The 21,438-nt window shown below is 70.0% G+C and carries 20 protein-coding genes, 1 tRNA gene and 1 pseudogene; 7 read left to right on the forward strand and 15 right to left on the reverse strand.

The genetic code is table 11. The features are described 5' to 3' along the window. Nucleotides 1-47: 47 nt before the first annotated feature. Nucleotides 48-123: transfer RNA gene (locus tag VFV89_RS01055), tRNA-Glu, on the forward strand. A 206-nt stretch (nucleotides 124-329) separates the two neighbouring features. Here the strand turns inward: VFV89_RS01055 and VFV89_RS24790 are convergent. The 3 genes and pseudogenes from VFV89_RS24790 to VFV89_RS01065 all read right to left on the reverse strand — a co-directional run. After that, a pseudogene (locus VFV89_RS24790) lies at nucleotides 330-1,382 on the reverse strand (tyrosine-type recombinase/integrase); the annotation flags it as partial. A gap of 24 nt (nucleotides 1,383-1,406) precedes the next feature. Beyond that, nucleotides 1,407-1,634, reverse strand: coding sequence for a helix-turn-helix domain-containing protein (locus tag VFV89_RS01060; RefSeq protein ID WP_329704035.1), 228 nt, complete (start codon nucleotides 1,632-1,634; stop codon nucleotides 1,407-1,409). A gap of 94 nt (nucleotides 1,635-1,728) precedes the next feature. Then, nucleotides 1,729-2,073 (reverse strand): hypothetical protein, encoded by a 345-nt coding sequence (locus VFV89_RS01065; RefSeq protein ID WP_329704036.1) that lies wholly within the window; start codon nucleotides 2,071-2,073, stop codon nucleotides 1,729-1,731. 457 nt (nucleotides 2,074-2,530) lie between these two features. On the opposite strand from VFV89_RS01065, the gene mobF reads away from it, so the two are divergent. After that, nucleotides 2,531-5,233: a MobF family relaxase gene (mobF, locus tag VFV89_RS01070; protein ID WP_329704037.1), complete on the forward strand. Its 2,703-nt coding sequence runs from the start codon at nucleotides 2,531-2,533 to the stop codon at nucleotides 5,231-5,233. 69 nt (nucleotides 5,234-5,302) lie between these two features. Here mobF and VFV89_RS01075 read toward each other — a convergent pair whose 3' ends face one another. Next, nucleotides 5,303-5,701 (reverse strand): hypothetical protein, encoded by a 399-nt coding sequence (locus tag VFV89_RS01075; protein WP_329704038.1) that lies wholly within the window; start codon nucleotides 5,699-5,701, stop codon nucleotides 5,303-5,305. Nucleotides 5,702-6,512: 811 nt separating this feature from the next. Between VFV89_RS01075 and VFV89_RS24795 the strand changes: the two genes are divergently transcribed. The 3 genes from VFV89_RS24795 (at nucleotide 6,513) to VFV89_RS24800 (ending at nucleotide 7,971) form a co-directional block, all read left to right on the forward strand. After that, nucleotides 6,513-6,968, forward strand: coding sequence for a DUF5994 family protein (locus VFV89_RS24795; RefSeq protein WP_414690332.1), 456 nt, complete (start codon nucleotides 6,513-6,515; stop codon nucleotides 6,966-6,968). Nucleotides 6,969-6,971: 3 nt separating this feature from the next. Beyond that, nucleotides 6,972-7,220, forward strand: coding sequence for a hypothetical protein (locus tag VFV89_RS01080; protein ID WP_329704039.1), 249 nt, complete (start codon nucleotides 6,972-6,974; stop codon nucleotides 7,218-7,220). 250 nt (nucleotides 7,221-7,470) lie between these two features. After that, nucleotides 7,471-7,971, forward strand: a complete 501-nt coding sequence (locus VFV89_RS24800) for a DUF5994 family protein (RefSeq protein ID WP_414690333.1) — start codon at nucleotides 7,471-7,473, stop codon at nucleotides 7,969-7,971. Between the two features lie 1,008 nt (nucleotides 7,972-8,979). Here VFV89_RS24800 and VFV89_RS01085 read toward each other — a convergent pair. From VFV89_RS01085 to VFV89_RS01130, 10 genes are all read right to left on the reverse strand, one after another. Continuing rightward, entirely contained in the window at nucleotides 8,980-9,210 is a 231-nt protein-coding gene (locus VFV89_RS01085; RefSeq protein WP_329704040.1) for a hypothetical protein, read from the reverse strand. Nucleotides 9,211-9,427: 217 nt separating this feature from the next. Next, nucleotides 9,428-10,492: an Acg family FMN-binding oxidoreductase gene (locus tag VFV89_RS01090; RefSeq protein WP_414690334.1), complete on the reverse strand. Its 1,065-nt coding sequence runs from the start codon at nucleotides 10,490-10,492 to the stop codon at nucleotides 9,428-9,430. Continuing rightward, nucleotides 10,492-11,091 carry a hypothetical protein gene (locus tag VFV89_RS01095; RefSeq protein WP_329704042.1) on the reverse strand — a complete coding sequence of 200 codons (600 nt, stop codon included), beginning with the start codon at nucleotides 11,089-11,091 and terminating at the stop codon, nucleotides 10,492-10,494. Before VFV89_RS01095 ends, VFV89_RS01090 begins: the two co-directional genes overlap by 1 nt. 123 nt (nucleotides 11,092-11,214) lie before the next feature. Beyond that, nucleotides 11,215-12,708 (reverse strand): NADH-quinone oxidoreductase subunit C, encoded by a 1,494-nt coding sequence (locus tag VFV89_RS01100; protein WP_329704043.1) that lies wholly within the window; start codon nucleotides 12,706-12,708, stop codon nucleotides 11,215-11,217. Then, on the reverse strand, nucleotides 12,705-14,189 hold the full coding sequence (locus VFV89_RS01105; protein ID WP_329704044.1) for a proton-conducting transporter membrane subunit: 1,485 nt from the start codon (nucleotides 14,187-14,189) through the stop codon (nucleotides 12,705-12,707). The genes VFV89_RS01100 and VFV89_RS01105 overlap by 4 nt, the downstream gene beginning before the upstream one ends. 14 nt (nucleotides 14,190-14,203) lie before the next feature. Further along, entirely contained in the window at nucleotides 14,204-14,863 is a 660-nt protein-coding gene (locus VFV89_RS01110) for a hypothetical protein (protein ID WP_329704045.1), read from the reverse strand. A 41-nt stretch (nucleotides 14,864-14,904) separates the two neighbouring features. Beyond that, on the reverse strand, nucleotides 14,905-15,858 hold the full coding sequence (locus VFV89_RS01115; RefSeq protein ID WP_329704046.1) for a respiratory chain complex I subunit 1 family protein: 954 nt from the start codon (nucleotides 15,856-15,858) through the stop codon (nucleotides 14,905-14,907). After that, nucleotides 15,855-17,912 (reverse strand): proton-conducting transporter membrane subunit, encoded by a 2,058-nt coding sequence (locus tag VFV89_RS01120; protein WP_329704047.1) that lies wholly within the window; start codon nucleotides 17,910-17,912, stop codon nucleotides 15,855-15,857. Before VFV89_RS01120 ends, VFV89_RS01115 begins: the two co-directional genes overlap by 4 nt. Then, on the reverse strand, nucleotides 17,909-18,403 hold the full coding sequence (locus VFV89_RS01125; protein WP_329704048.1) for an NADH-quinone oxidoreductase subunit B family protein: 495 nt from the start codon (nucleotides 18,401-18,403) through the stop codon (nucleotides 17,909-17,911). Before VFV89_RS01125 ends, VFV89_RS01120 begins: the two co-directional genes overlap by 4 nt. Continuing rightward, nucleotides 18,400-18,768 (reverse strand): metalloregulator ArsR/SmtB family transcription factor, encoded by a 369-nt coding sequence (locus tag VFV89_RS01130; protein ID WP_329704049.1) that lies wholly within the window; start codon nucleotides 18,766-18,768, stop codon nucleotides 18,400-18,402. The genes VFV89_RS01125 and VFV89_RS01130 overlap by 4 nt, the downstream gene beginning before the upstream one ends. 292 nt (nucleotides 18,769-19,060) lie before the next feature. On the opposite strand from VFV89_RS01130, the gene VFV89_RS01135 reads away from it, so the two are divergent. Further along, the gene (locus tag VFV89_RS01135; protein ID WP_329704050.1) at nucleotides 19,061-19,330 is read left to right on the forward strand and encodes a hypothetical protein; all 270 of its coding nucleotides are present in this window, start codon (nucleotides 19,061-19,063) and stop codon (nucleotides 19,328-19,330) included. 73 nt (nucleotides 19,331-19,403) lie between these two features. On the opposite strand, the gene VFV89_RS01140 is transcribed toward VFV89_RS01135, so the two are convergent. Further along, nucleotides 19,404-20,609, reverse strand: a complete 1,206-nt coding sequence (locus VFV89_RS01140; RefSeq protein WP_329704051.1) for an LCP family protein — start codon at nucleotides 20,607-20,609, stop codon at nucleotides 19,404-19,406. Nucleotides 20,610-20,734: 125 nt separating this feature from the next. On the opposite strand from VFV89_RS01140, the gene VFV89_RS01145 reads away from it, so the two are divergent. After that, nucleotides 20,735-21,438: bifunctional transcriptional activator/DNA repair enzyme AdaA (locus VFV89_RS01145; protein ID WP_329704052.1), on the forward strand; the 704-nt coding region annotated here is incomplete at its 3' end.

Here is a 21,438-nt window from a genome sequence, read left to right on the forward strand (position 1 = left end):
GGCTCCCCAGTAGAGTTCCGCGGGTTGCGTCAGCAACAGCAGTGCGAGCCCCCGTTGTGTAGCGGCCTAGCACGCCGCCCTCTCAAGGCGGTAGCGCCGGTTCGAATCCGGTCGGGGGTACCACGTCGAAAGCCCCTCTGACCTGCGGAGACGCGAGTCAGGGGGTTTTCGTCATTTCGGGGCTCGAGGCCCTTGGGCAACACTTGGGCAACAGCAGAACCATCCCGGGCAACGGATCTCGCCGGCCTGGGTCGCCTTGCCCGCTCCGCGGCGCGGGCAGCGTCCATGGCGGCCGCGACCTCGTCGAGGCGGTCCTCGAACAGATGCCCGTAGGTGTCGAGCGTCATCGTGGCCGAGGCGTGGCCGAGCATCGTCTGCACGACCTTCACGTCGGCGCCGCTGGCGATGGCGAGGCTGGCCGCCGTATGGCGCAGCTCGTGCGGGTGCAGGTCGGGGATCCCGATCGCAGCCGCCGCTGCGCTGAAGGCGGTGCGGAACGTGGAGACGCGAAGCGGCTGGCCGTTGCGGATGCCGCCGAACACGAGGCCCTCGGGCTCCTTACCTGCGACCAGGCCAGCGAGATCCTCGACGAGGAAGCTCGGGATGGCGACCTCGCGACGCCGGTGCGACTTCGGGGGACCCCAGACGAGCCCCCTGCCCTGGACGGGCGTCACGGACGCGGCGATGACGGCGCGACCGCGCTGCAGGTCCAGCCGCTTCACCTTCAGCGCGGCCATCTCGCCGAACCGGACGCCCGTGTAGGCAAGGAAGAGCACGACGAGCCGGTACATCTCGTTGGTGCGGGTGTCGAGGTTGCTGTGCTTGCTTGCGTCGGCGGGGTAGCCCGCCGCTTGGGCCAGGTCCTCGACCTGGCTGTGGGTGAGATATCGCTGCTCGCCCTTGATCGGCCGCGGGAGGTTGACTCTGGCCGCTACGTTGCGGGTCAGCCGGCCGTCCTGCACCGCCATGTCCAGAATCAGGGACAGGACGCGGTGGACTTTGCGGACCGAAGCGGGGGACAGGGTCTGGCTCAGCTCGGTGACCCACGCCTGCACGTCGGAGTGCGAGACCCTTCCCAGAGGGACGTTGGCCCACGTCGGCTCGATGTGCTTGCGAATCACACCTGCGTACCGCTCGGTCGTCGTGGCGCTCAGGTGGGCCTGGCCCGCCATCCAGGTCCGAGCCCACTCCGCCAGAGTGACCCGGGCCAGAGCCGGGTCGACGTAGCTGCCTGAGTTCTTCGCTGACTCGACGTTGGCAAGGAAGCGCTGCGCGTCCGTGCGGCGATCGAAAGTCTTGTTGCGCTGAGCGCCTGCCGGCGTCCGGTAGTGGACGCGGTAAACGATCTCGCCCTTGCGCTGGCGCCTCTCGATGCTCGCCATCGTGCCCTCCGTGCCGTGATTCTCTCAGGCGAAGGTGGGGTCGCTGGACTGCTGCTTCTGCTCTTGGATCCAGGCGCGCAGGTCGCCGATCGTGGTGACCAGATGCCGTCCGATCTTGAAGAAGGGCGGTCCGTCGCCGCGCTGGCGCCACCATCGGAGGGTGTTGACCGGGACGCGGAGGATCTCGGCGACCTCCGGCAGGGTCAGGAAGTCCTCGTCGTTGCCGACCGGGATCGATGCTGTCTGGATCATCGTCGTGGTTCCTCTTGTCCAGGCGAAGCCGATCTCCGCCGACTACCTTTCAATAGCAACGTCAACTCGGGGGAGTCGGTCATCTCCGGTGGGCTCAATTCCGGGTAGCGGCTGTTCGCCTGCCAGGTGTTGCCCTATACAGCTCTCCCATGTCGACGATGGCGTTGGCGAGGCGAGCGAGCTGCTCGAGGTTCGACTCGTGGCCGTTGAGAAGGACATCCGCGGACTCGACCTCACGGCCGGCCGGATCTGTCGTGACGAGCAGGACGAGTTCGATCGGCTCGCAATATCTAGGTTCCTCGTCCTGTCCCTGCTTGCCTGTGGGATCGGCGACGGTCACCTGTGTTTGGTGGACGCAGCGCCCTTCGTTGTCCCAGAGTCGCGAGGCGTGTTCGTCGGCGGTGAGCTGGCACCAGGTGGGGCAGGTGATCTCGACCATGGCCGATCCGCTCCGGATCGCGTTGTTGGGGTTAGGAGATGATTCGTTCACGGTGATCGTGCCTCCAGTGCACGTGTGCCGAGGCCTCGGTCGGTGTTACAGCACCGGCCGGGGCCGCCCCTGATTTGGTCAGGGCTACCATCACGCTGCCCCAGAGCGTGAGGTGATCAGCTCAGGATCGGCGAGTCCTGTGGATGACGGGTCCTATCCACAGGAGCAGGTCCCGGAGGTCCTCGTTCCCAGGTTCTGACAGGAACCCGCCACCGTGCCACGCCACGGTCACGGCCCTGTCTAGAGCATCACGCCGAAAAGCCGTACCGCGATGTCCGCTTCGGGAGGCCCTGCGTTGCCTCTCACCACTCAGAAGACAAGACGAGCGGGACGCATGCTACGGGGCTTCGTAGGCCGGTTTGTCCCGCTGGACGGTCGGCGGCGGGAGCGCGGTGTGCAGGGTGGGATGAAGATCTATCGGGGGTCGCCGGTGGCGGCGCGGTGCTATGTGGAGGCCGACCGGGCCCGGGTCGATGACTACTACTTGGCCGAGGGCACCGGGCTCGCGAACCGGCACGTCGCCACCCCGGATGGTGTGGTGCAGCGGGCGGCGATGGACGGGGACACCTATGAGCGGTGGGTGGCGGGGTTCGACGTCGAGACGGGGACCTTGAGGGACCGCAAGCGGGCGGACGGGGACGCGGTGCGGTTCGTCGAGGTGGTGATCAATGGCCCGAAGTCGTGGTCGTTGGCCGCTGCGGTGCATCCGGAGATCGCGCAGGCCTACGACGCGGCGCAGGGCCGGGCGGCGGTCGAGATCATCGGCTGGCTCGCGAAGCACGCGACGACCAGGATGGGGCCACAGAACCGGCAGGTCCAGGTCCCGGTCGAGGTGCTCGAGGCCGTCGTGGTGGCGCACCAAGCCTCTCGGGCCCGGGACCCGCACCGGCACCTGCACCTGCAGGTCAACACCCGGGTCTGGGCGCACGGGGCGTGGAGGGGGCTGCACACCGTCGGGGTCCGCGACAGCCTGGCCGCGATCAACGGCATCGGTACCGCCGCGATCGCCTGCGACCCGCAGTTCCGCGCCGCCCTGGCCAGGTACGGGTACCGGATCGACGGCCACTCCGAGATCGCCGAGCTGGCGCCGTACGTTGGGGCCTTCTCTGCGCGGGCATCCCAGATCACCCGGACCATGGACCGCTACGAGGCCCAGTGGCGGGGCGCGCATCCGGGTCAGGAGCCCGGCCCGCGGGTGCGGCAGCGGTGGCACGCCGGGGCGTGGGCCGAGGACCGCCCCGACAAGATCACCCCCACCGACGGGACCGAGCTCACCCGGGCCTGGGTCGAGCAGCTGCATGCCCTGGGGTTCCGCCCACCGCTCCTGGACAGGCCGTTGCACTCGACCCCGATTGGGGCCCTGGACCGGGACCGGCTGGTCGACGACGTCCTGGCCCGGCTCGGCGCGGCCCGATCGGCCTGGAACGCCGCCGATATCCGCGGCGAGGTCGAACGCACCGTCGCGGCCGCCGGCGTGATCGCCGCGGGCCCGGTGCGGGCCGAGCTCACCGAGGACCTCACCAGCCGCGCCCTCGAAGCTTGTGTCCCGCTGCTCGCCCAGCCCGATCCCACCGACGTGCCCGAGCATGTCCGCAACCTGACTTCGGACGCGGTGCTTGAGGTTGAGGCCGACCTCACCACCCGGCTCACCAACCGCGCCCAGGCGCCGGTGACCGGGGGTCACGCCTGGCCCTCTGACCTCAAGGGCCTGGACCCGACCCAAAAGAAGATCGCCCGAGCGATGGCCGGCGACTACCAGCTGCTGGTGGTCGAGGGAGCCGCCGGCGCCGGGAAGACCGCCACCCTGAAAGCGGCCGCCCGGAGCCTGGTCCTCAGGCCGCGCGGCGGGAGCCTGACCGTAGTCACCCCGACCCGGAAGGCCGCCCAGGTCGCCAGCACGGCGCTGGAGACCGCACAGGCCCTCACCGCGATGCAGCTCGCGTACGCGCACGGGTTCCGCAAGGACCCCCAGGGCCGCTGGAGCCGCACCGACCAACGCCCCCAGATGCTCGAACCCGGCTACCTGTGGCGCGGCAGCGTGCTGTTGGTCGACGAGGCCGGGATGCTCGACCAGAACACCGCCCACGCGCTGCTCACCATCGCCGACGAAAACCGCGCCCAGGTGGTGCTGATGGGGGACCGCCACCAGCTCCCCGCCGTCGGCCGTGGGGGAGTGCTCGACCTCGCCGTCCGCTGGACCCCACTAGAGGCCCACCTGTGCCTGGAGACAGTGCACCGCTTCACCGACCACGACTACGCCGCCCTGACCCTGCTGATGCGCACCGGTGAGCGTCCCGGTGAGGTCTTCGACACCCTGGCCGGCCGCGGCCAGATCATCCTCTACCCCTCCGAGGTCGAACGACTCCACGCCCTCAGCACCCTCGATGCCGCCGAGATGGGGCTGCTGGTCGCGGACAGCAGGGAGCAGGTCGCAGCCCTGAACGCCGCCACCCGAGACCACCGACTCACCACCGGCCATTCCGACCCGACACGCTGGCTCACCACGGACGCCGGTGAACGGATCGGGGTCGGCGACCTGATCGCCACCCGCCGCAACGACCGCGACCTCGACATCGCCAACCGCGACACCTGGACCATCACCGCCATCGGCGCCGACGGCACCCTCCGCCTCCGGCGACACACCCGAAACCGGGTCGACAGGCGTTCCGGTGAGTGTCGTGGTGAGCGGGCAGGTGAGCGCACCATCCCCGCCGCCTACGCCCGGCAACACGTCGAGCTCGCCTACGCCACCACCGCCCACGGCGCCCAAGGCGAGACCGTCAACCGAGCCCACCTTGTCATCGGCGACCACACCAGCGCCGCATCCGCCTACGTGGCCATGACCCGCGGTCGACATCGCAACACCGCCCACCTCGTCGCCACCAGCCTCGACCAGGCACGCCAGCGATGGATCGAGGTCTTCACCCGAGACCGCGCCGACCTCGGTGCCACCCACGCCGCCAACCTCGCCGCCGAAGACATCGAGCGCTACGGGTCGATGGCACGGATACAGGCCGCGGCGCTCAGGGCTCGGCGAGCACCCGAACCGCAGCCACAACCGGCGAACCTCTCGGAGCACCGCGGATCGGGACCAAGCATCGGACCCTGACGCGCGCCGGTCGGGCTCCGCCCGCAGAGCATTGTCGGGCTACGCCCGCACGGCGGTCGGGCGGTGCCTTCAACTGGTGGCGGGTGTGGCTTCGCCATCTCCCTCCGCAGCCTTGGCCGCGTCGCGAGCCTCGCCCTTATCGGTGAGAACGGAGTCGATGACGATGAGAGCGCCTCCGAGCACGAGTGCAGAGATCGGTACGGGCAGCCTCGTTCGCCGAACGGCTGTCGTGGCGGCCAGCATCACGGCAGACCACGACGAAACCGAGGTCGCGAACGGCACCGTGGCGCGCTTCCATGGCTCATCCGAATCGGGGAGGACGGTGAAGATCTGAAGTCCTGGCCGGTTGAGGAACCAGCCTCCGGTGAACCCAGCGAGCAGGATCGGCCAACGTTTGGATGGGTCAGGTGCGAGGCAGGCCACCGTTACACCGACGCCCCGGACCACTGCTCCCGATCGCACCTTCATGACCGCCCCTTCCGGGTCGAATCGTCCCGTTCGACCCCATCGAGGGGCAAGAGGCGCAGACCCATCATCGGTTGAGGGAGCGCCGCCCGACCTTCAGGCACGACCGCGCGCCCAGCGGGGGGTCGGGCGTGTCGTCCGACTTCTTCCGCATTTGCCTGGCGCGCGGCTCACTCGCCGCCGGCCACACTTGTGCGACCTGGTTCTCTGCGAGGAGGCTGGGCTGATGGCTCGAAGGCCACTCCGGTGCCGCCTCGGCTTGCACAAGTGGGGACCGCAGCACGACTCTGAGGGCGAGCGATACTTCGGCTGCGTGCGCTGCCACAAACGCACAGACCCAGGGGCGATGCTTCCGCCCGGCGTGTTCGGAGGCTAATTCGTCTTTCAGCGGTCCGCGCTCAGTCCCATCGCACCAGTGGCTGACGGCGCGTTGTGGGCGGATCGACGGCATTCCGTATGGCTCCATCGCGCGTCGGAGTACAGCCCATAGGCACAAGCAAACGTGTCACGCGGCGGCCGGACAGCGGCAGATTCGCGCACTCGCTGCCGAAATCGTCAAGACCCGATCGCGTCGTCAAGCATGGTCCTGTGGTCGAAGTCCGGCAGCCTCCGTTCCGCGACCCACCTTGCCGGCATCGAGACATTCGGTCGCCTGGCCCCCGGTGGTCGTCATTGCAAGGAGAGTCGTATGCGCATGCTGCGCAGCTCGGTGTCCAGACAAGGGAGGCTCTGGGGGTAGCGGGTAGTGTTGGCGGCAATCAGCTACCGAGCCGGGCTCGCCGAGTTCGCGAGGGCAGCGCGAAGGGTGGACGTCATGACGACGTCACCAACGTCCCGCACATCCTCCACCGCGAAGCTCGCCCGGGTCCCACTCCGCCTTGAACTGAGGCCGCTGGGCGTCCCCGGACACGTGGACGGAGGGTGGTGGCCACAGTCGCGGGACCTCCAGATCGAGGCGGCAGACCTCGTGGACCACTTCCCGTCCCAAGTGGGTCGCATCAATCGACTGTTGTTCTCCCGGCCCGACTGGGACGACGGTGTGATCGAGGGTCGTGGCCTTCGCCGCATCCAAGCCGCCCGCGGACCGGTCAAGGTCGGCTCGTTCCCCAGCGACGACACCCATCAGATGGTCCTGACCATGGCCTCTGGCCGACTACTTCGGCTCCTCGTCGTCTCCTCGGACACCGGTGACTCCGAAGCGAACCGACTGCTCCAGGAATCCTCCGCCGAGGCACCTCCCGGGCGCTCGACCGCGATCAACCGGACCTGAGCGGTGGCCTACCTGATGCTGTACGGCGTGGGCTGGACCCAGCGGTGGCGCATGGTGGAAGGCAGCGCCACCGCAGTCGCTCGCGAACTGGACAGCCTCGGCCGCGAGGACATCGGCCACCTGCGCGTCATCGACCCGGGCACCGATGCAGAGACCACGCTGGTGGTCGCCTGGCGGCACGTCGTCTCGGCGGTGATCCTGGACGCCGACCCGGACCACGTAGACCACACCGCGCCGGGCCAGTATCCGTAGCCGTCGCTGACACGTGCTCGGAAGGCACGACTCACCAGACCCACAACCCCCTGATCGGCCTCGACGCCGGTCGGGGGTTGTGCCCTATCCAGCCAGGGTCCGGCCACATCGAGGGCGGCCGCAGGACGGCCCAGGAGGTTGGCTTCGGGCTGCCGAGGCGAATCATGTCTCAGGGTCCCGAGGGTAGGTTGGAAAGCAACCAGACTGCCAAGCCAGAACTTCATCAAGGGCAGAGCGAAGGGTGGCCGTCATGGCAACCTCCCCAGACGAGTCCATCCGACCCCCCACCGCGACCCAGCGAGTCACTCTCCGTCTCCGGCTGGACAACGGGTACCAGTCCGGCCCGGTCGATGGGGCTTGGTGGCCGCAGTCCCGTGACCTGCTAGCCGAGGCCGTCGACCTGGTCGAGAACTTCCCGCACCCTCTCAATCGGATCAGGAAGCTGCTCTTCTCACGACCCGACTGGGACGCCGATGGACGCGCAGCCGGCACGCGGCACGTCCACACTCGGCGAGGCTCAGTCGAGATCGGCTCGTTCCCGAGCGACGACACCCATCTGATGGTCATCACGATGCGATCCGGTCAACGGCACCGACTTCTGGTCATCCCCAGTGAGACGCCACCCGAGACCGCGGCCCGAATCATGGAGGAAGCGGCAGACGAACGGAACACCCACGGGCCGGCTGCTCTATTGGAGCTGATCGGCCCAGACCAGAGCCACATCGGCTTCGACAGCTGGAACCACCACTAAAGGTGGGCACGTCACACCCGCCCCGGACGACGCTCGGCCAGGAAGAGAAGCCCATGGACCCGCCGCACCGTCCCGCACGGAACGAGGCGCCACTCATCGCCTTGCTGTACGACGTCAACCGCGCCAGATACGCGTACCGCGCCGGTCGCGGCAAGCCAGTCAACCCCACCAACCGGTCAGAACAGGTGGATCGCGCTGCTCTCCTGGCGAAGGCCATGGAAGCATACGCAGACGCGGCCGCGACTGCGGGAATCCCGCTCCCGTACCGATATCGCGACGAGTTGCGTCTCTACCAGGCCATGACCCGTGATCCACACAATCCGCTCCCGACTCCAAAGGCCAGTCAGAACTGACCCATTCTTCCCGGCTGGACCCAACCATGAGTCTGAGGTTCCACCGGAGTTCACCCGTACCAGCCTGACAAGCACGGCGCCTGATAGAACGCGCGCGGCCCGACGAGCCGACCGACTATCGCCCGACCACACCGCCGTGCGGGCGGAGCCCGACCCGTGCCGCCGGGCTGCACGGGCTACCGCCGACGGGGTGCGCCCCGTTCCCACCAGTCGATCGTGGCACCCTCTGCGATTAGCGGGGCGGTGAACTCAGCGTCGGAAGCGTTGCAGAACTTCCACGGTCCCTTCGCTGCACGGCTGTATTGGAAGATGATGTGATCGCTTTGGAACGCGTCCAGCTCGCCACGGCGGAGTCGGACGACGGCGTCCTCGACGTGCCCGACCAGCTCAACCAACTGGCCGCATGGTACGCCGCGAGGCTGTCGGGTGCGGTCTGCCGTTTCGAAGGGTTGGCCATGCAAGCGAGGTTCTGAAATTTCGCGGTGCACTGTGTTGACCACCGGCCGGCGGCCAGTCGGGCAGGCGCGGTTATGGCGGTGCCAATGCCGGGTTGGGGCAACACTGGGGCAACACGAGGTCCGCATATCATCACTAATTGGCATTGACGATCAACTAACTCGAATCGTCTCTGACCTGCACAAACGCCAATTTTCGGCTACTGCTCCTCGCCGGCCGAACCCTCTCTCAAGGCGGTAGCGCCGGTTCGAATCCGGTCGGGGGTACCACTCCGAAAAGACCCTCTGCCGGCGCGCTGCATCTGCGGAGCCTCATCAGCCGGGCGGCGCAATCGGAATCGCGCGAGATGCGCGCGCACTGACCGCTCGACCAGCTCGCGCAGGACGGCCAGGTCGATGTCGGCCAGCTTCTTGATGTAGAGCTTGCTCACACCGGTCTTGCACCGCATTGTCGGCGTCCGGGCGAGGATGATGTGGTGCAGATCCGCCTGGGCCGCCTTCGCGGAGGATCTCGGGCACCAGGTGCCGATCTCCCTCGGCGATCCCCATCGCGAGGGCGAGCACGGGGACCAGGCCGCCATCTGCGACAACGCCGCTGGTGCAGCCCGGCCGGCGCTGCGGCGTGCGGAGTCTGCGAGCTGTTGGCCGCTACGGCTGTGGAGGCCGATACGGGTCGAAGCGGGAGGGCAGGTTGGCCGGATCGCTGACCAGCTGGTCGATGGGGAATCGCGGGGTCGGGGGCAGCGGTTCGAGACCGTCCTCGGCCCAGCCGACCCTGATCAGGACCTGCGGGAATGCCGCGCGCTTGAGGAGTTCGTCGCGCAGGATCTCGCGAGTCCGGTCGACCTCGACCGCCTGGCTCAGGGTCATGCTGGCGAGACCGTCCATCGCGCTCTGGAGGAGCACCGCGCTCAATGCCTCGCCGGCGCCGAGCCTGGACGCGCGGTCGTCGGAGGCGCTGCAGATCACCAGCAGCGCGTCGTAGGGTGGCTCCTCGCTCGGGTAGGCATCGGCCAGGATGCCGGACGGGAACCGAGTCCCGGCGCCGCGATCGCCGACCGGCGGCGGGTGCCGCACCAGGTTCGCGAACGGGATGCCTTGGTCATCGGTGCGCTCCACCCATGCCTCAAGCTCGTCCAGGTAACCCGGATCCCGCCGCTGTGCCGCGTCTGCGGCATCTTGCAGGTTGAGTAGCAACGCCCGGGCCGGGGCTGATGTCACCGCGACGGCCTGTGCCCGGCACCGGACCGCGGCCGCCAACAGCCGTGCCACCTCTCCGCGGCCCACCGGCCACGAGGCCATCCGACGACGGTCCGTGCGGCGCCGAAGCAGCGCCTCCAGCTCGTGCCGAGCCTGCGCCGTCGACGGCCCTGGCGCAAAGGTGACATCCGCGAGCTGTGCGGCGTTGTCGGGGTTGGGCATCCGGTGGATCCTCGCCTCCCAGCCTGCCGCCGCAGCCGCGACGCTCAGGTGATGCAGTGCCGCGCCACAGCTGAGCATCAGGTCACGACCATCCGGATCCGCGTGCTCCAGTTGCTTCTCGCGGTCGGCGAACAGCGTCACTCGGTCATCGTCGACGCACCAGAACCACGGCTGCGTGTTGTGCACCGAGGGGGCTCGGCCCGCGTGTCGCAGAAGCTCGACGACCGGTGCCCGCGGTGCTGCTTCGACACCCATCGCCACGCCTCCTCGTCTCACTCCGATGTGGAGCATCACACTCCGGAATGCGCACGATCGGCAGGGCCACAAGTCCCCCGACCCGGGACCTTGGTCGGTGCTGTCCCCGTCAGGCGTTCAGCTGCAGACGGGGGGCGAGCCGACTGCTCGACGTGGTCTGCGCGCAAGAGGTCGCACAGCAGCCGGAACTCGGTCCGCGCGTGCTCGTCCATCGCGTCCGCGAACGATGCCGAGAAGTAGTGCCGCCACAGCGGGTCGAGGATCCGGCCCGGTCCGGGCCAGCCGGCGGCGATGGTGTGGCACAACGTGACGCCGGCTTCGTCGGCCTCCAGTCGCACGATGACCCGGATCGGGAGCCGCACGCCCCACCGGCGTAACCGCCAGACGACCCTCGCGCCGGGCACCGCCTCCACCACCTCCGCGGCCATCGACACACGTCGGGACCCGACCAGCTCGTCCATCCACACCAGGTCGCCCACGTGGTCGTCGCCTGGAGCGGGACGGGTGACGTGGAACTGGAGGTGGGTGCCGGGCCACCAGGCCCGGTAGGTGTCGTCACGAGGGTTGAGCAGGAAGTCGGTGATCTGCCGCGCGGTGACCCCGTCGAGGTGCATCCGGGACTGCAGGCTGATCACCGTCGCCCCCTTCTCGGTCGGGACGACCCCGAGTCCACACCCCAACGCCGGCGGGGAACAGGGGACAAGGTCACCGCACGCAGGACGGAGGCCACACGGCTGGGTGTCGAACGAAAGCGCCGGTCACAGGTCGTTTCCCGCGTAGGAGAGGTTGAAGCTCTTGTTGGTCAGCGGGAAGTCGGGAACGATCGTGTCCTGGAGCGCGACGGGCAGCGCGGGCCAGTTGAGGAAGGACGGGTCGACGATCTTGAGGCGGCTGACCCGCCGTTCGGGGTCGAGCTCGACCCGGTGCGCGATGGTGCCGCGCCACCCCTCGGCGAGCCCGGCCCCCGAGGAGGGCCGGCCTGTGACGGACGGTTCGCCTGATCCGGTCTCACCCTGGGTGAGGCGGCCGAGCAGCTCGCCGAGCAGGCGTGCCGAGGCCTGGAACTCGTCGGCACGCACCAGGAACCGGGCCATGACATCGCCGTCGGTGTGGGTCACCGGCACAAGCCCGGCCGTGTCGTCGCTGAACGGGTGGTCGAGACGGGCATCAAGAGCGACCCCGCTGGCCCGGGCGGCGTAGCCGACGACCCCGATGTCTCGGACCTGTTCCGCGGTCAGCACCGCCGTGCCGGTGAACCTGTCGTTGACCACGGTGTGGTGCAGGGCGAGGTCGACGATCTCGCGGACGTCGGCGGCGATCTCCTCCAGCTCGGCTGCGGTGGGGAGCCCGCGCAGCCGTACCCCGCCCGGGACCACCGCGCCGCGGAGCAGCCGGTGCCCGGTGACCCGGGCGTTGATCCGGAGCAGCCGCTCCCGCACCCGGAGCGCATGGGCGTTGAGCAGCCCTTGCCCGGCGTCGTTGCACAGGGCCCCGATGTCGGTGACGTGGTTGTAGAGCCGCTCCAGCTCCAGGAGTGCTGCCCGGGCCGTGTTCGCCGAGGACGGCACCGGCCAGTCGAGGGCCTGCTCGAGGGCCATGCAGAACGCCAGCGTGTGGCCGACCGCAGTGTCTCCGCAGATGCGTTCGACGAGGGGGAGTACGTCGGCCGCAGGGCGGCCCTCGGCGAGCTTCTCGACGCCCCGGTGGACGAACCAGAGCCGGGCCTTCAGCTTGAGGATGGTCTCGCCCACCACGGAGAGGCGGAAGTGGCCGGGCTCGATCAGCCCGGCGTGGATGGGGCCGACCGGGATCTCGTAGACCCCCGGTCCCTCCACGGTGAGGAAGGGGTAGGGCTCGTCGGTCGACCCGAACTCCGGCGGTTCACCGGCGTCGCCTCGCATGGGGTACCAGCCCCGAGGCCAGTGCTGGTGGCGCACCAGCCGCGCGGGCAGTGGGTGGTCGAGAGGTGTCACGCCGTACAGGTCGCGTATCTCACGCTCGAACCGCCCGGCACTGAAGGAGACCGAGGCGAGGCTGGGGATGGCTGGCGCCTCGCGGTCGGTGCTGAGCACGATCTCGACCCGGCGGTCGGGCCGGGCAGCGACGAAGAGATAGACGATGCGGTAGCGGTCGAGGTCCTCGTGTGCGGCCATCAGCGCCAGTCGGTAGCCGTCGGCCAGCAGCTCGGACACCCGCGGCGCGAGCTGGGCGGCGATGACCTCCTGCTGGCCCGTACGAGTGGGCGGGGTCACCGGTTGCCCCCGATCAGGCTCGCGGTGTCGAGCAGCTGGTCCAGCGGCCAGGCAACGACGCCCAGCACCACCAGCGCCACGAGCCCGGTCACCAAGGGTGCCGAGGAGCCCACCGGCGCCGCGTCGCCCCGGTCGGTCACAGCAGGGGCCGGCGAACCCGACCCGAGGATCATCGGCACCAGCAGGACCGCGATCGCGACGAAGACGACCACGAGCAGAGCCAGGGCGACCGCGATCACCCACGCGAGCCCGGCGTCGGCTGCGGCCCGCGCGAGGCCGAGCTCGCTGACGAAGAGGCTGAACGGCGGCAGCCCTAGGAGCGCCAGGAACCCGACGCCGAACGCACCGGCGAGCACCGGCCGCCGGCCGAGCAGCCCGCGGACCTCGGCGATGCGGGTGGTGCGCTCGGAGACGAGCACCTGGCCGGCGCCGCAGAAGAGCACCGCCTTGCCGAGCCCGTGTCCGAGGATGTGGAGCAGGCCGGCCGCGATGGCCAACGGCGAACCGATGGCCAGACCGACCACGACCAGCCCCATGTGTTCGATGCTGGAGTAGGCCAGCAGCCGCTTGTAGTCGCGCTGGGCGATGATCAAGGAGGCGGCCAGCGCCAGCGAGCCGAGTGCGATCGCGAGGAGGAGGGTCCGGACCATCGCGGGCGGGAGGGCCTGGACGGCGATGACCCGGTATCGGATCAGGGCGTAGACCGCGACCGGCAGCAGCACCCCCGACATCAGGGCCGAGACCGGGGCGGGCGCCTGTCCGTGTGCGTCCGGGAGCCAGCTGTGCAAAGGGATCATGCCCGCCTTGGCGCCGAAGCCGAGGACGAGCAGGACGAAGGCGATCCGCATCACCCCCGGGTCCAGCTCGTCCGCGTGCACGGACAGCTGGCTCCAGTCCAGCGCACTGGTGGAGGGGATGGCTGTCTGCCGGGCCGCGTAGTAGACGAGGATCGTGCCCAGGTAGGCAAGGGCGATCCCTACCGAGCAGATCAGCACGTACTTCCAGGTCGCCTCCACCGAGCCACGGCTGCGCCGGTGGCCGACCAGGAACGCCGTCACGATCGTGGTGGCCTCGACCGCCGCCCACAGGACGCCGAGGTTGTCGGCGAGGACGGCTAGGACCATGGCGGCGAGGAACGCGGGCACCAGCGTTGCGTAGCGGCGCAGGTCGGTGCCGGTGACCTCGCCCGAGGCGATCTCGCCGGCCACGAACGTGACGCTGGCCCAGGTCGCGATCACCCCGACCGATCCGATCACGATGAGCATCACGGCCGAGAGCGCATCGACCCGCAGCACCGAGCCCGCGGTGAGCGCGTCGCCGTCGACGGTCAGCACCGCCGCGCACACCCCACTGGCCAGGATCACGAGGGCTGCTGCCACCGTGACCCAGGCCGCGGCTGGGCTCGACCCGCGCCGGAGCCAGGCGACCACGACGGCGACCAACGGCGCGACCAACGGGGCCGCGATCACCAGACCATCCACCGGTTCCACCTGTCTCAGTCCCTCAGCTGCCTGAGGTCGTCGATGTCGGTGTCCCCGAACGTGGACCGGAGCCGAGCGGTGAGCACCTGCAGGATCAGCACCACGAGCAGCAGGTCCATGGAGACCGCCAGCTCGACGATCACCGGCACCCCGGCGGTCACGAGGAACGCCGTGGCGGCGATGCCATTGTCGAGCAGCAGGAACCCCACCACCTGGGAGAGCGCGCGGCGCCGCGTGGTCAGCATGAAGAACCCCAGCAGCACCATCGCGATCCCGACCGGGACGGCTTGTGTCGTCGCCGTCGGGTCGAGCTCGACCAGGGGGCGGCTCACCGCGTAGGCAAGCAGGGTCAACAGTGCCGCGGCCAGCAGGGACGCGGGCACGTTGACCAGTGGCTGGGTCTCGCGGGCCGCACCGCCGTCGGCCAGGGCCCGCCGCAGGACGGCCGGGAGCACGCCGCCCTTGAGCACCAGCACCACCGCGGCGATGGCGTACAGCTCCACGCCGTCGTCGCGGGTGCCCAACAGGGTGGCCATCGCCGCCAGCAGCACGCCCTGCAGGGTGAGCAGCACGATCAGCGCCGAGAGCTGGCGCCGCCACAGCATCAAGACCGACGACAGGAGCAGCGCCCCGCACACGAGGTAGAGCAGCTGTGCATAGACAGATGTGGACACCGGCTACCCCTGGGCTCTCAGGTGGTCGTTCATGCGCGCTCTCATGCCAGGAAGAAGGACGAGGAGACGGCCAGGACGCCGAAGAGGAACGAGCCCGCCAGCAGCTCGGGCACCCGGAACAGCCGCCACTTCGCCATGAAGACCTCGGCGGCGGCGAGGACGGCCCCGAGGACCCCGACCTTGACGACGAGGACGAGGCTCCCGAGGGCCAGGGCGGCCGGCCCGGCCGTGGTGGCGACGCCCCACGGCACGAAGAGGCTGCCCCACAGGCCCAGCAGGACGGCCAGCCGGATGGCCGAGCCGAGCTCGATGATCGCCAGGTCGCGCCCGGCGTACTCCAGGATCGTCGCCTCGTGGATCATCGTGAGCTCCAGGTGGGTGCTCGGGTTGTCGACCGGCAGTCGGCCGGCCTCGGCGACGACCACGATCCAGAGCGCGACGGCGGCGAGCAGGGTGGCGGGCGAGAGGACGCTCGCCGGAGCCTGCTGGCCGTGCTCGACGATGCGGGCCAGGTTCGACGACCCCACCCGGACCGCGAGCGCGAAGCCCGCGACCAGCAGCGTCGGCTCGGCCAGGGCGGCGATCGTGACCGCGCGGCTGGACCCCATGCCGCCGAACGCGGACCCGGTGTCGAGGCCGGCCAGGGCGAGCACCACCGAGCCGAGCAGCAGCAGCGACACCACGGCGTACAGGTCGACCACGCCGTCGAGAGGGGAGGTGGTGGCGACGAAGGGAGCGGCGCTGGCGATCAGCAACAGCGAGCTCAGAACGACGAAGGGTGCCGCGGTGAAGACGACGGTGGCGCCGTCGGGGGCGATCGGCTCCTTCCGCAGCTGCTTGCGCAGGTCGCGCCACGGCTGGCCGAGTCCCGCGCCCGCGCGTCCCTCGAGCCGGGCCCGGACCTGACGCATCAGGCCGATCAGCAACGGCGCGCCCACCACGACGACGCCCACCTGCAGGACGGCTCCGAGGACGCTCCACGCCTGTTCGCTCATGCCGTCACCCCGACCACCACGAGCACGACCAGCAGCCCGACCAACCCGTAGGCGAGGTAGCGGTGCACGCTTCCGTTCTGCAGTCCCCGGGCCCGGGCGGCCCACCGGGTCGCGGCCGTCAGCAGCGGTGGGTAGAGGCGGGCCTCGAGCCGGTCGGAGACCCGCTGGCGGTAGCGGACGCTCTCCACGAGGTACTGCGACTCGACGTGGTGGGTCACGTCGATGTCGTGCTCGGGACCCAGCACGTCGTCGAAGACCCGGGTGAGCGGCTCGGCGTACGCCGTCGCGGTGTACTGCATGCGCGGACTCAGCCTGGTCCCGCCACACCCCCAGACCAGCGCCGTACGTCGCGGCCGCCATCCCCGTGACAGCCGCACCAACGCCACGACGAGGACCGCTCCTCCCGCGAGTCCCACGGCGATCAGCAGCGGCGACATCGACCCTGCGATGGCGGAGAGCCTCATCTGCACCGCGCCGCGCACCGGTTCCTGGGCCCCGATGCCCGGCAGGGTGGCGAGTACCTCGTCGAGGGACCGGACGAACGCCACCGGGGCCAGGGCCAGGGCCGCGCACGCCGCAGCAGCAAGGGCCATGCCCGCCCGCATCGAGCGTGGCGCCTCGGTCGCGGCCGCCGCTTCCTCGCTGCGTGGCCGGGCCAGGAAGCCGACCCCGAAGGCCTTCACGAACGTGGCGACCCCGAGGCCGGCGGTGAGCGCCACGGCACCCACCGCCACCGGCATCGCGATCGCGCTCGCGACATCCGGCGCGCTGGCCGCCGACAGGCTGTGGATGAGCCCCTGCAGGAGCAGCCACTCCGAGACGAACCCGTTGCCGGGCGGGAGCCCGGACGCCCCGAGGGCACCGATCCCGACCAGGACCGTGGTGATGGGCATCGGCCGGGCCAGGCCGCCCATCCTGTCCAGGTCGCGCAGCCCGGTGCTGCGCAGCACCGACCCGGCCCCGAGGAACAGCGCGGTCTTGAACGCCGCGTGGTTGGCCATGTGCAGGACCGCAGCGATCATCAACACTCCGCTCAGCGGCGCGTCGCCCGCCGCGGCGAACACCCCGGACGCTCCCACCCCGACGAAGACCAGGCCGAGGTTCTCGGTGGTGGAGTAGGCCAGCAGCCGCTTCAGGTCGGTCGCGACGCTCGCCTGCAGCACGCCGTAGAGCGCCGAGGCCGCGGCGACGCCGAGCACCAGCAGCCACCACCACTGCGGGCCGCCACCGAGCAGGTCGAAGCCGACCCGCAGTACGCCGTACACGCCCAGGTTGACCATCGCCGCGGACATCAGCGCCGAGACGTAGCTGGGAGCCTCGGCGTGTGCGCGCGGCAGCCAGACGTGCAGCGGCACCAGCCCCGCCTTCGACCCGAACCCGGCGAACGCGACCAGGAACGCCGCCGAGCGGGTGGCCGGCGGCAGCCCGGACGCGGCCTCCCGGATCCCGGCGAACGACTCGTCACCGGCCGCGGCCGCCAGCAGCACCAGGCTCAGCAGGATCGCGACCACGCCGGCGTGGGTCATCGCGGCGTACCACACCCCGGCCCGCCCCACCTCGGGGCGCGCGCGGTGCTCGGCGAGCACGAGCACCAGCGACGCGACCGCCATCAGCTCCCACAGGACGAGGAACGTGGTCGCATTGCCGGCCGTCGGAACCGCGATCAGAGTGGCTGCGAACAGGGGGAGTGCGCTCTGGACGGTCCTCGAGACCATGCCGCCGGCCGCCCCGTCCTGGAGCTCGTCGGCGTGCGGGTAGCCGACGCTGTAGACACCGGCGGCGATCGCGACCCCACCGGACAAGATCATGAACAGCCCGGAGAGGGGGTCCACGACGAAGGTGGCCTCGCTCAGCGGGAGCAGGTGCGGGAAGGTGCGCGACCACGCGTCACCGGCCAGGGCTCCGCTGCCGGCCAGCACCCCACCCAGACCGACCAGGCAGGTCAGGGCGGCCGAGAGCCGAGCGCGTGAGGTCACCGACGAGAAGAGGGCGACCACCGCGGCCGCGGCCGCGCCCAGCGCGAGGAGCGCCAGGCCGGTGCTGACCAGGCTCATCGCCCACTCAGCCGCCGCAGCGCGGTGATGATGGCCTCCGGCTCGGGCGGGCACCCGGAGATCGTCACGTCGACCGGGATGACGTCGCTGACGCTTCCCTGGACGCCGTAGGCGCCCGCGAAGACGCCGCAGTCGCGGGCGCAGTCACCGAGCGCGACGACCCGCTTCGGGTGGGGCATCGCCTCGTAGGCCTTGACCAGGGGATCGGCCATGTTGCGGGTCACCGGCCCGGTCACCAGCAACACGTCTGCGTGCCGGGGCGAAGCCACCAGCCGTACGCCGTACCTCTCCAGGTCGTAGACCGGCCCGAACGCGGATGCGAGCTCGATCTCGCACCCGTTGCAGGAGCCCGCGTCCACGTGCCGCACCTGGATCGAACCGCCGAAGGCCGGGTCGCCGCCCGACAGGGTGCCCGGGTCGGGGGTGGGGGCCGGCAGCGCGGGCTCTGCGATCCGACGGTGGCGGCCGATCAGGTGGGGGAGACCGCTCATCGGGTCCCTCGGCGGATCTGGTCTCCTCGCGCGCTCCTCGCGTCGTTCTGCAAGGTTGCGAGCACATCGACCCGCTCGGACAGCACGCTGGTGAGGATCGACCGGGCGACCGCCATCAGCTCCGCGATCTGCGGGCTGACCAGCGAGTAGTGCACCGTCGAGCCCTCCTTGCGGGTGGACACCAGGCCCGCCCGGCGCAGCACCGCCAGCTGCTGGGACAGGTTCGAGGCCTCGACCTCGATCCGGCCCAGGAGCTCGCCCACCGAGTGCTCACGCTCGCTCAGCAGCTCCAGGACCCTGATGCGCACCGGATGGCTCAGCGTCTTGAAGAACTCCGCCTTGACCTGGTGCAGGGGCGTGGTCATCGCCCGGCTCCCGGCTCCCGCATCGACTTTTGCCCCTTCGCCGTTCGGTTGCGGGACGGCTGCCGCGTTAGTAATTGCAGAGGTTTGCAACTATTGTATCAGTCAATGCGGCGTCTGCTCGTCCCGACGAGTGCCACGAGGACCCGCTCTGCCGGCGAGGTCCCTGACTCATCAGAACGGAGCAACAGCACGCATGACGCCCCAGCCGTCCACGAGCCAGACCACGGCGCCCAAGCCCCGCAGGCACCTCATGACGCCCGGAGCCCCGCGCCCCGCACCGCGACCGAACGCCATGAGCACCGAGCAGGTGCAGAAGTGGGTGATCACGGTCCTGGTCGTCGTCGTGCTCGGGCACCTGGCCGAAGCCCTGGTGCTCTTCGCGCTCATGGCCTCCGACGGTCACCCGGCCTCACGCATCGGCCTCCTGATCATCGCCGGCGTGGTGGGCCTCCTCGCGGCCGGTGGTGTCCGGGCCATCCACCGGCGCCGCATCCCGAGCCTATGGCTGCTCCTGGGACTGCTGCCGGCTGCCATCGGGGCCTACCTCGGCTACTGGGCCTGACTCACGCCGAGTCGTCGTCATTGTCGGTCAGAAGCGCCGACTCGGCGCGCTCGGGGGACGGGCCAGCCGATCCTCAGGCGCAAAGACCGTTCTGGTCGGCTTCCTGCTCGCTGATCCCGTCGGAGCCCGAGGTCGAGGGTGTCGCTGAGCCGGACGACGAGGACGACGAGGCCGGACCGGACGCCGTGGCGCCGCTCGCCGCCACCGCGCCGCTTGCGGACCCGGTCGGCGTGCCCGGAGGCTTGTCGGCCGAGATCACGTCCTCGCGGTACTTCTTCGGCAGCGGCTTGTCGTTGAGGATCACCTTCCACAGCCCCTTGGCGGACGGCGACCACTGGAGCCGGTTCGGGTCCGGCGGGTACTCCTCGAACGGCACGGTGATGAACGAGATGTCGTCGAGGCTGGTCTTGCGGAACTGCCACGCGAGGTTGACCAGCCTGCTGAGCGAGCTGAGCCCCGGGTCGGTCACGATCGAGGCGGTGGCCGCCTCGAGGAAGTTGTAGACCCGGCTCGGACGGGTCAGGGTCCCGGCACTGACCACCTTGTTGATCATCGAGGCGATGAAGGCCTGCTGGCGCTTCATCCGGCCGATGTCGGAGTTGGCCGAGAGCGCGTACCGCTCGCGCACGTAGTTCAGCGCCTGCTGCCCGTCCAGGTCCTGCGTGCCCTTGGCCAGCGTGATGTGGTGGGCGGTGTCGTTGACGTCCTCCGGGATGCACACGGTCACGCCATGGACCGCGTCCACCATGTCCTTGAAGCCGTTGAAGTCGATCGACACGTAGTGGTCGATGTAGAGGCCGGTGAGCGACTCGACCTGCTTGGCCGTGCAGGCCGGCCCGCCCAGCGAGTAGGCCACGTTGAACATCTGCAGCTCCGCGCCGGGGACGACCTTGCCGTCCTTGTCCTCGCACTCGGGGCGGGTCACCATCGCGTCGCGGGGGAGCGAGACGCCGTACACGGTCTTCCGGTCTGCCGAGACGTGCACCAGGATCGTGGTGTCCGAGCGGGCCCCGATGTCGGTCTGACCGTCGAGGTCGTTGCCGGCGCCCACGCGGGTGTCCGAGCCCATCACGAGGATGTTGAGGGGGTCGCCGCCGATCAGGTGCTTCTTGTGCGCGGTGTGCTCGATGTCGGCGCCCTCGTTGAAGTTCTTGTCGAGCTTCTTGTACGACACCGTGATGACCAATCCGGTGGCGAGGGCGACGACCAGCTGGGTGACGACGATGGTCAGCACGACGGCACGGCGGTGCTTGCCCTCCAACCGCCGCGCGCCGGTCACTCCTGAATCGTGGCAGATACCGCCAAGCACGACGCCCACTCGCACGTTGACCGGGGACGATGGGTCAGCATGGTGGTGTCCGATTCCCGCCAGAGACTGTCGGTGGCATCGGTCAGGATGGAGCCATGACAAAGACCCCCGCAAGCCTGGACCCGGAGTCCTGCTACCGCGCGGTCAAGTCGCGCGACCGCCGGTTCGACGGCGTCTTCTACACCGCGGTGCGGACCACCGGCATCTACTGCCGACCCTCCTGCCCGGCCCGCACGCCGGCGTTCCACAACGTGACCTTCCACCCCAGCGCCGCCTCCGCGCAGGCCGCCGGCTACCGCGCCTGCAAGCGCTGCCTCCCCGACGCCACGCCGGGCAGTCCCGACTGGGACGTCGCCGCCACCGCGGCCGGCCGCGCCATGCGGCTGATCGCCGACGGCGTCGTCGACCGCGAGGGTGTCGACGGGCTGGCGCACCGCGTCGGCTACACACCACGGCACCTCACCCGGCTGCTCACCGCCGAGCTGGGCGCCGGGCCGCTGGCACTGGCCCGCGCCCGCCGCGCCCAGACCGCGCGCGTGCTCGTCGAGACGACCGACCTGAGCCTCGCGGACGTCGCCTTCGCGGCCGGCTTCTCCAGCATCCGCCAGTTCAACGACACCATCCGTGAGGTGTACGCCGCGTCACCGTCTGAGCTGCGCGGGCGCACGGCGCGGACGACGTCGGCGGGGATGCTCGAGCTCCGGCTCGCCGTCCGGGCGCCGTTCGCCGGACCCGACCTGCTGCGTTTCCTGTCGGTCCGGGCGGTGGCGGGCGTGGAAGCGGCCGGAGCGGGCTGGTA

The organism is Nocardioides sp., from assembly GCF_036274455.1.
Taxonomy (GTDB): Bacteria; Actinomycetota; Actinomycetes; order Propionibacteriales; family Nocardioidaceae; genus Nocardioides.

Bases quoted from the DNA above. Each gene is read 5' to 3' on its own strand.
- VFV89_RS01060 (WP_329704035.1), bottom strand. From the start codon at position 1,634: ATGATCCAGACAGCATCGATCCCGGTCGGCAACGACGAGGACTTCCTG.
- VFV89_RS01065 (WP_329704036.1), bottom strand. From the start codon at position 2,073: ATGGTCGAGATCACCTGCCCCACCTGGTGCCAGCTCACCGCCGACGAA.
- mobF (WP_329704037.1), top strand. From the start codon at position 2,531: ATGAAGATCTATCGGGGGTCGCCGGTGGCGGCGCGGTGCTATGTGGAG.
- VFV89_RS01075 (WP_329704038.1), bottom strand. From the start codon at position 5,701: ATGAAGGTGCGATCGGGAGCAGTGGTCCGGGGCGTCGGTGTAACGGTG.
- VFV89_RS24795 (WP_414690332.1), top strand. From the start codon at position 6,513: ATGACGACGTCACCAACGTCCCGCACATCCTCCACCGCGAAGCTCGCC.
- VFV89_RS24800 (WP_414690333.1), top strand. From the start codon at position 7,471: ATGGCAACCTCCCCAGACGAGTCCATCCGACCCCCCACCGCGACCCAG.
- VFV89_RS01090 (WP_414690334.1), bottom strand. From the start codon at position 10,492: ATGCTCCACATCGGAGTGAGACGAGGAGGCGTGGCGATGGGTGTCGAA.
- VFV89_RS01115 (WP_329704046.1), bottom strand. From the start codon at position 15,858: ATGAGCGAACAGGCGTGGAGCGTCCTCGGAGCCGTCCTGCAGGTGGGC.
- VFV89_RS01120 (WP_329704047.1), bottom strand. From the start codon at position 17,912: ATGAGCCTGGTCAGCACCGGCCTGGCGCTCCTCGCGCTGGGCGCGGCC.
- VFV89_RS01125 (WP_329704048.1), bottom strand. From the start codon at position 18,403: ATGAGCGGTCTCCCCCACCTGATCGGCCGCCACCGTCGGATCGCAGAG.
- VFV89_RS01130 (WP_329704049.1), bottom strand. From the start codon at position 18,768: ATGACCACGCCCCTGCACCAGGTCAAGGCGGAGTTCTTCAAGACGCTG.
- VFV89_RS01135 (WP_329704050.1), top strand. From the start codon at position 19,061: ATGAGCACCGAGCAGGTGCAGAAGTGGGTGATCACGGTCCTGGTCGTC.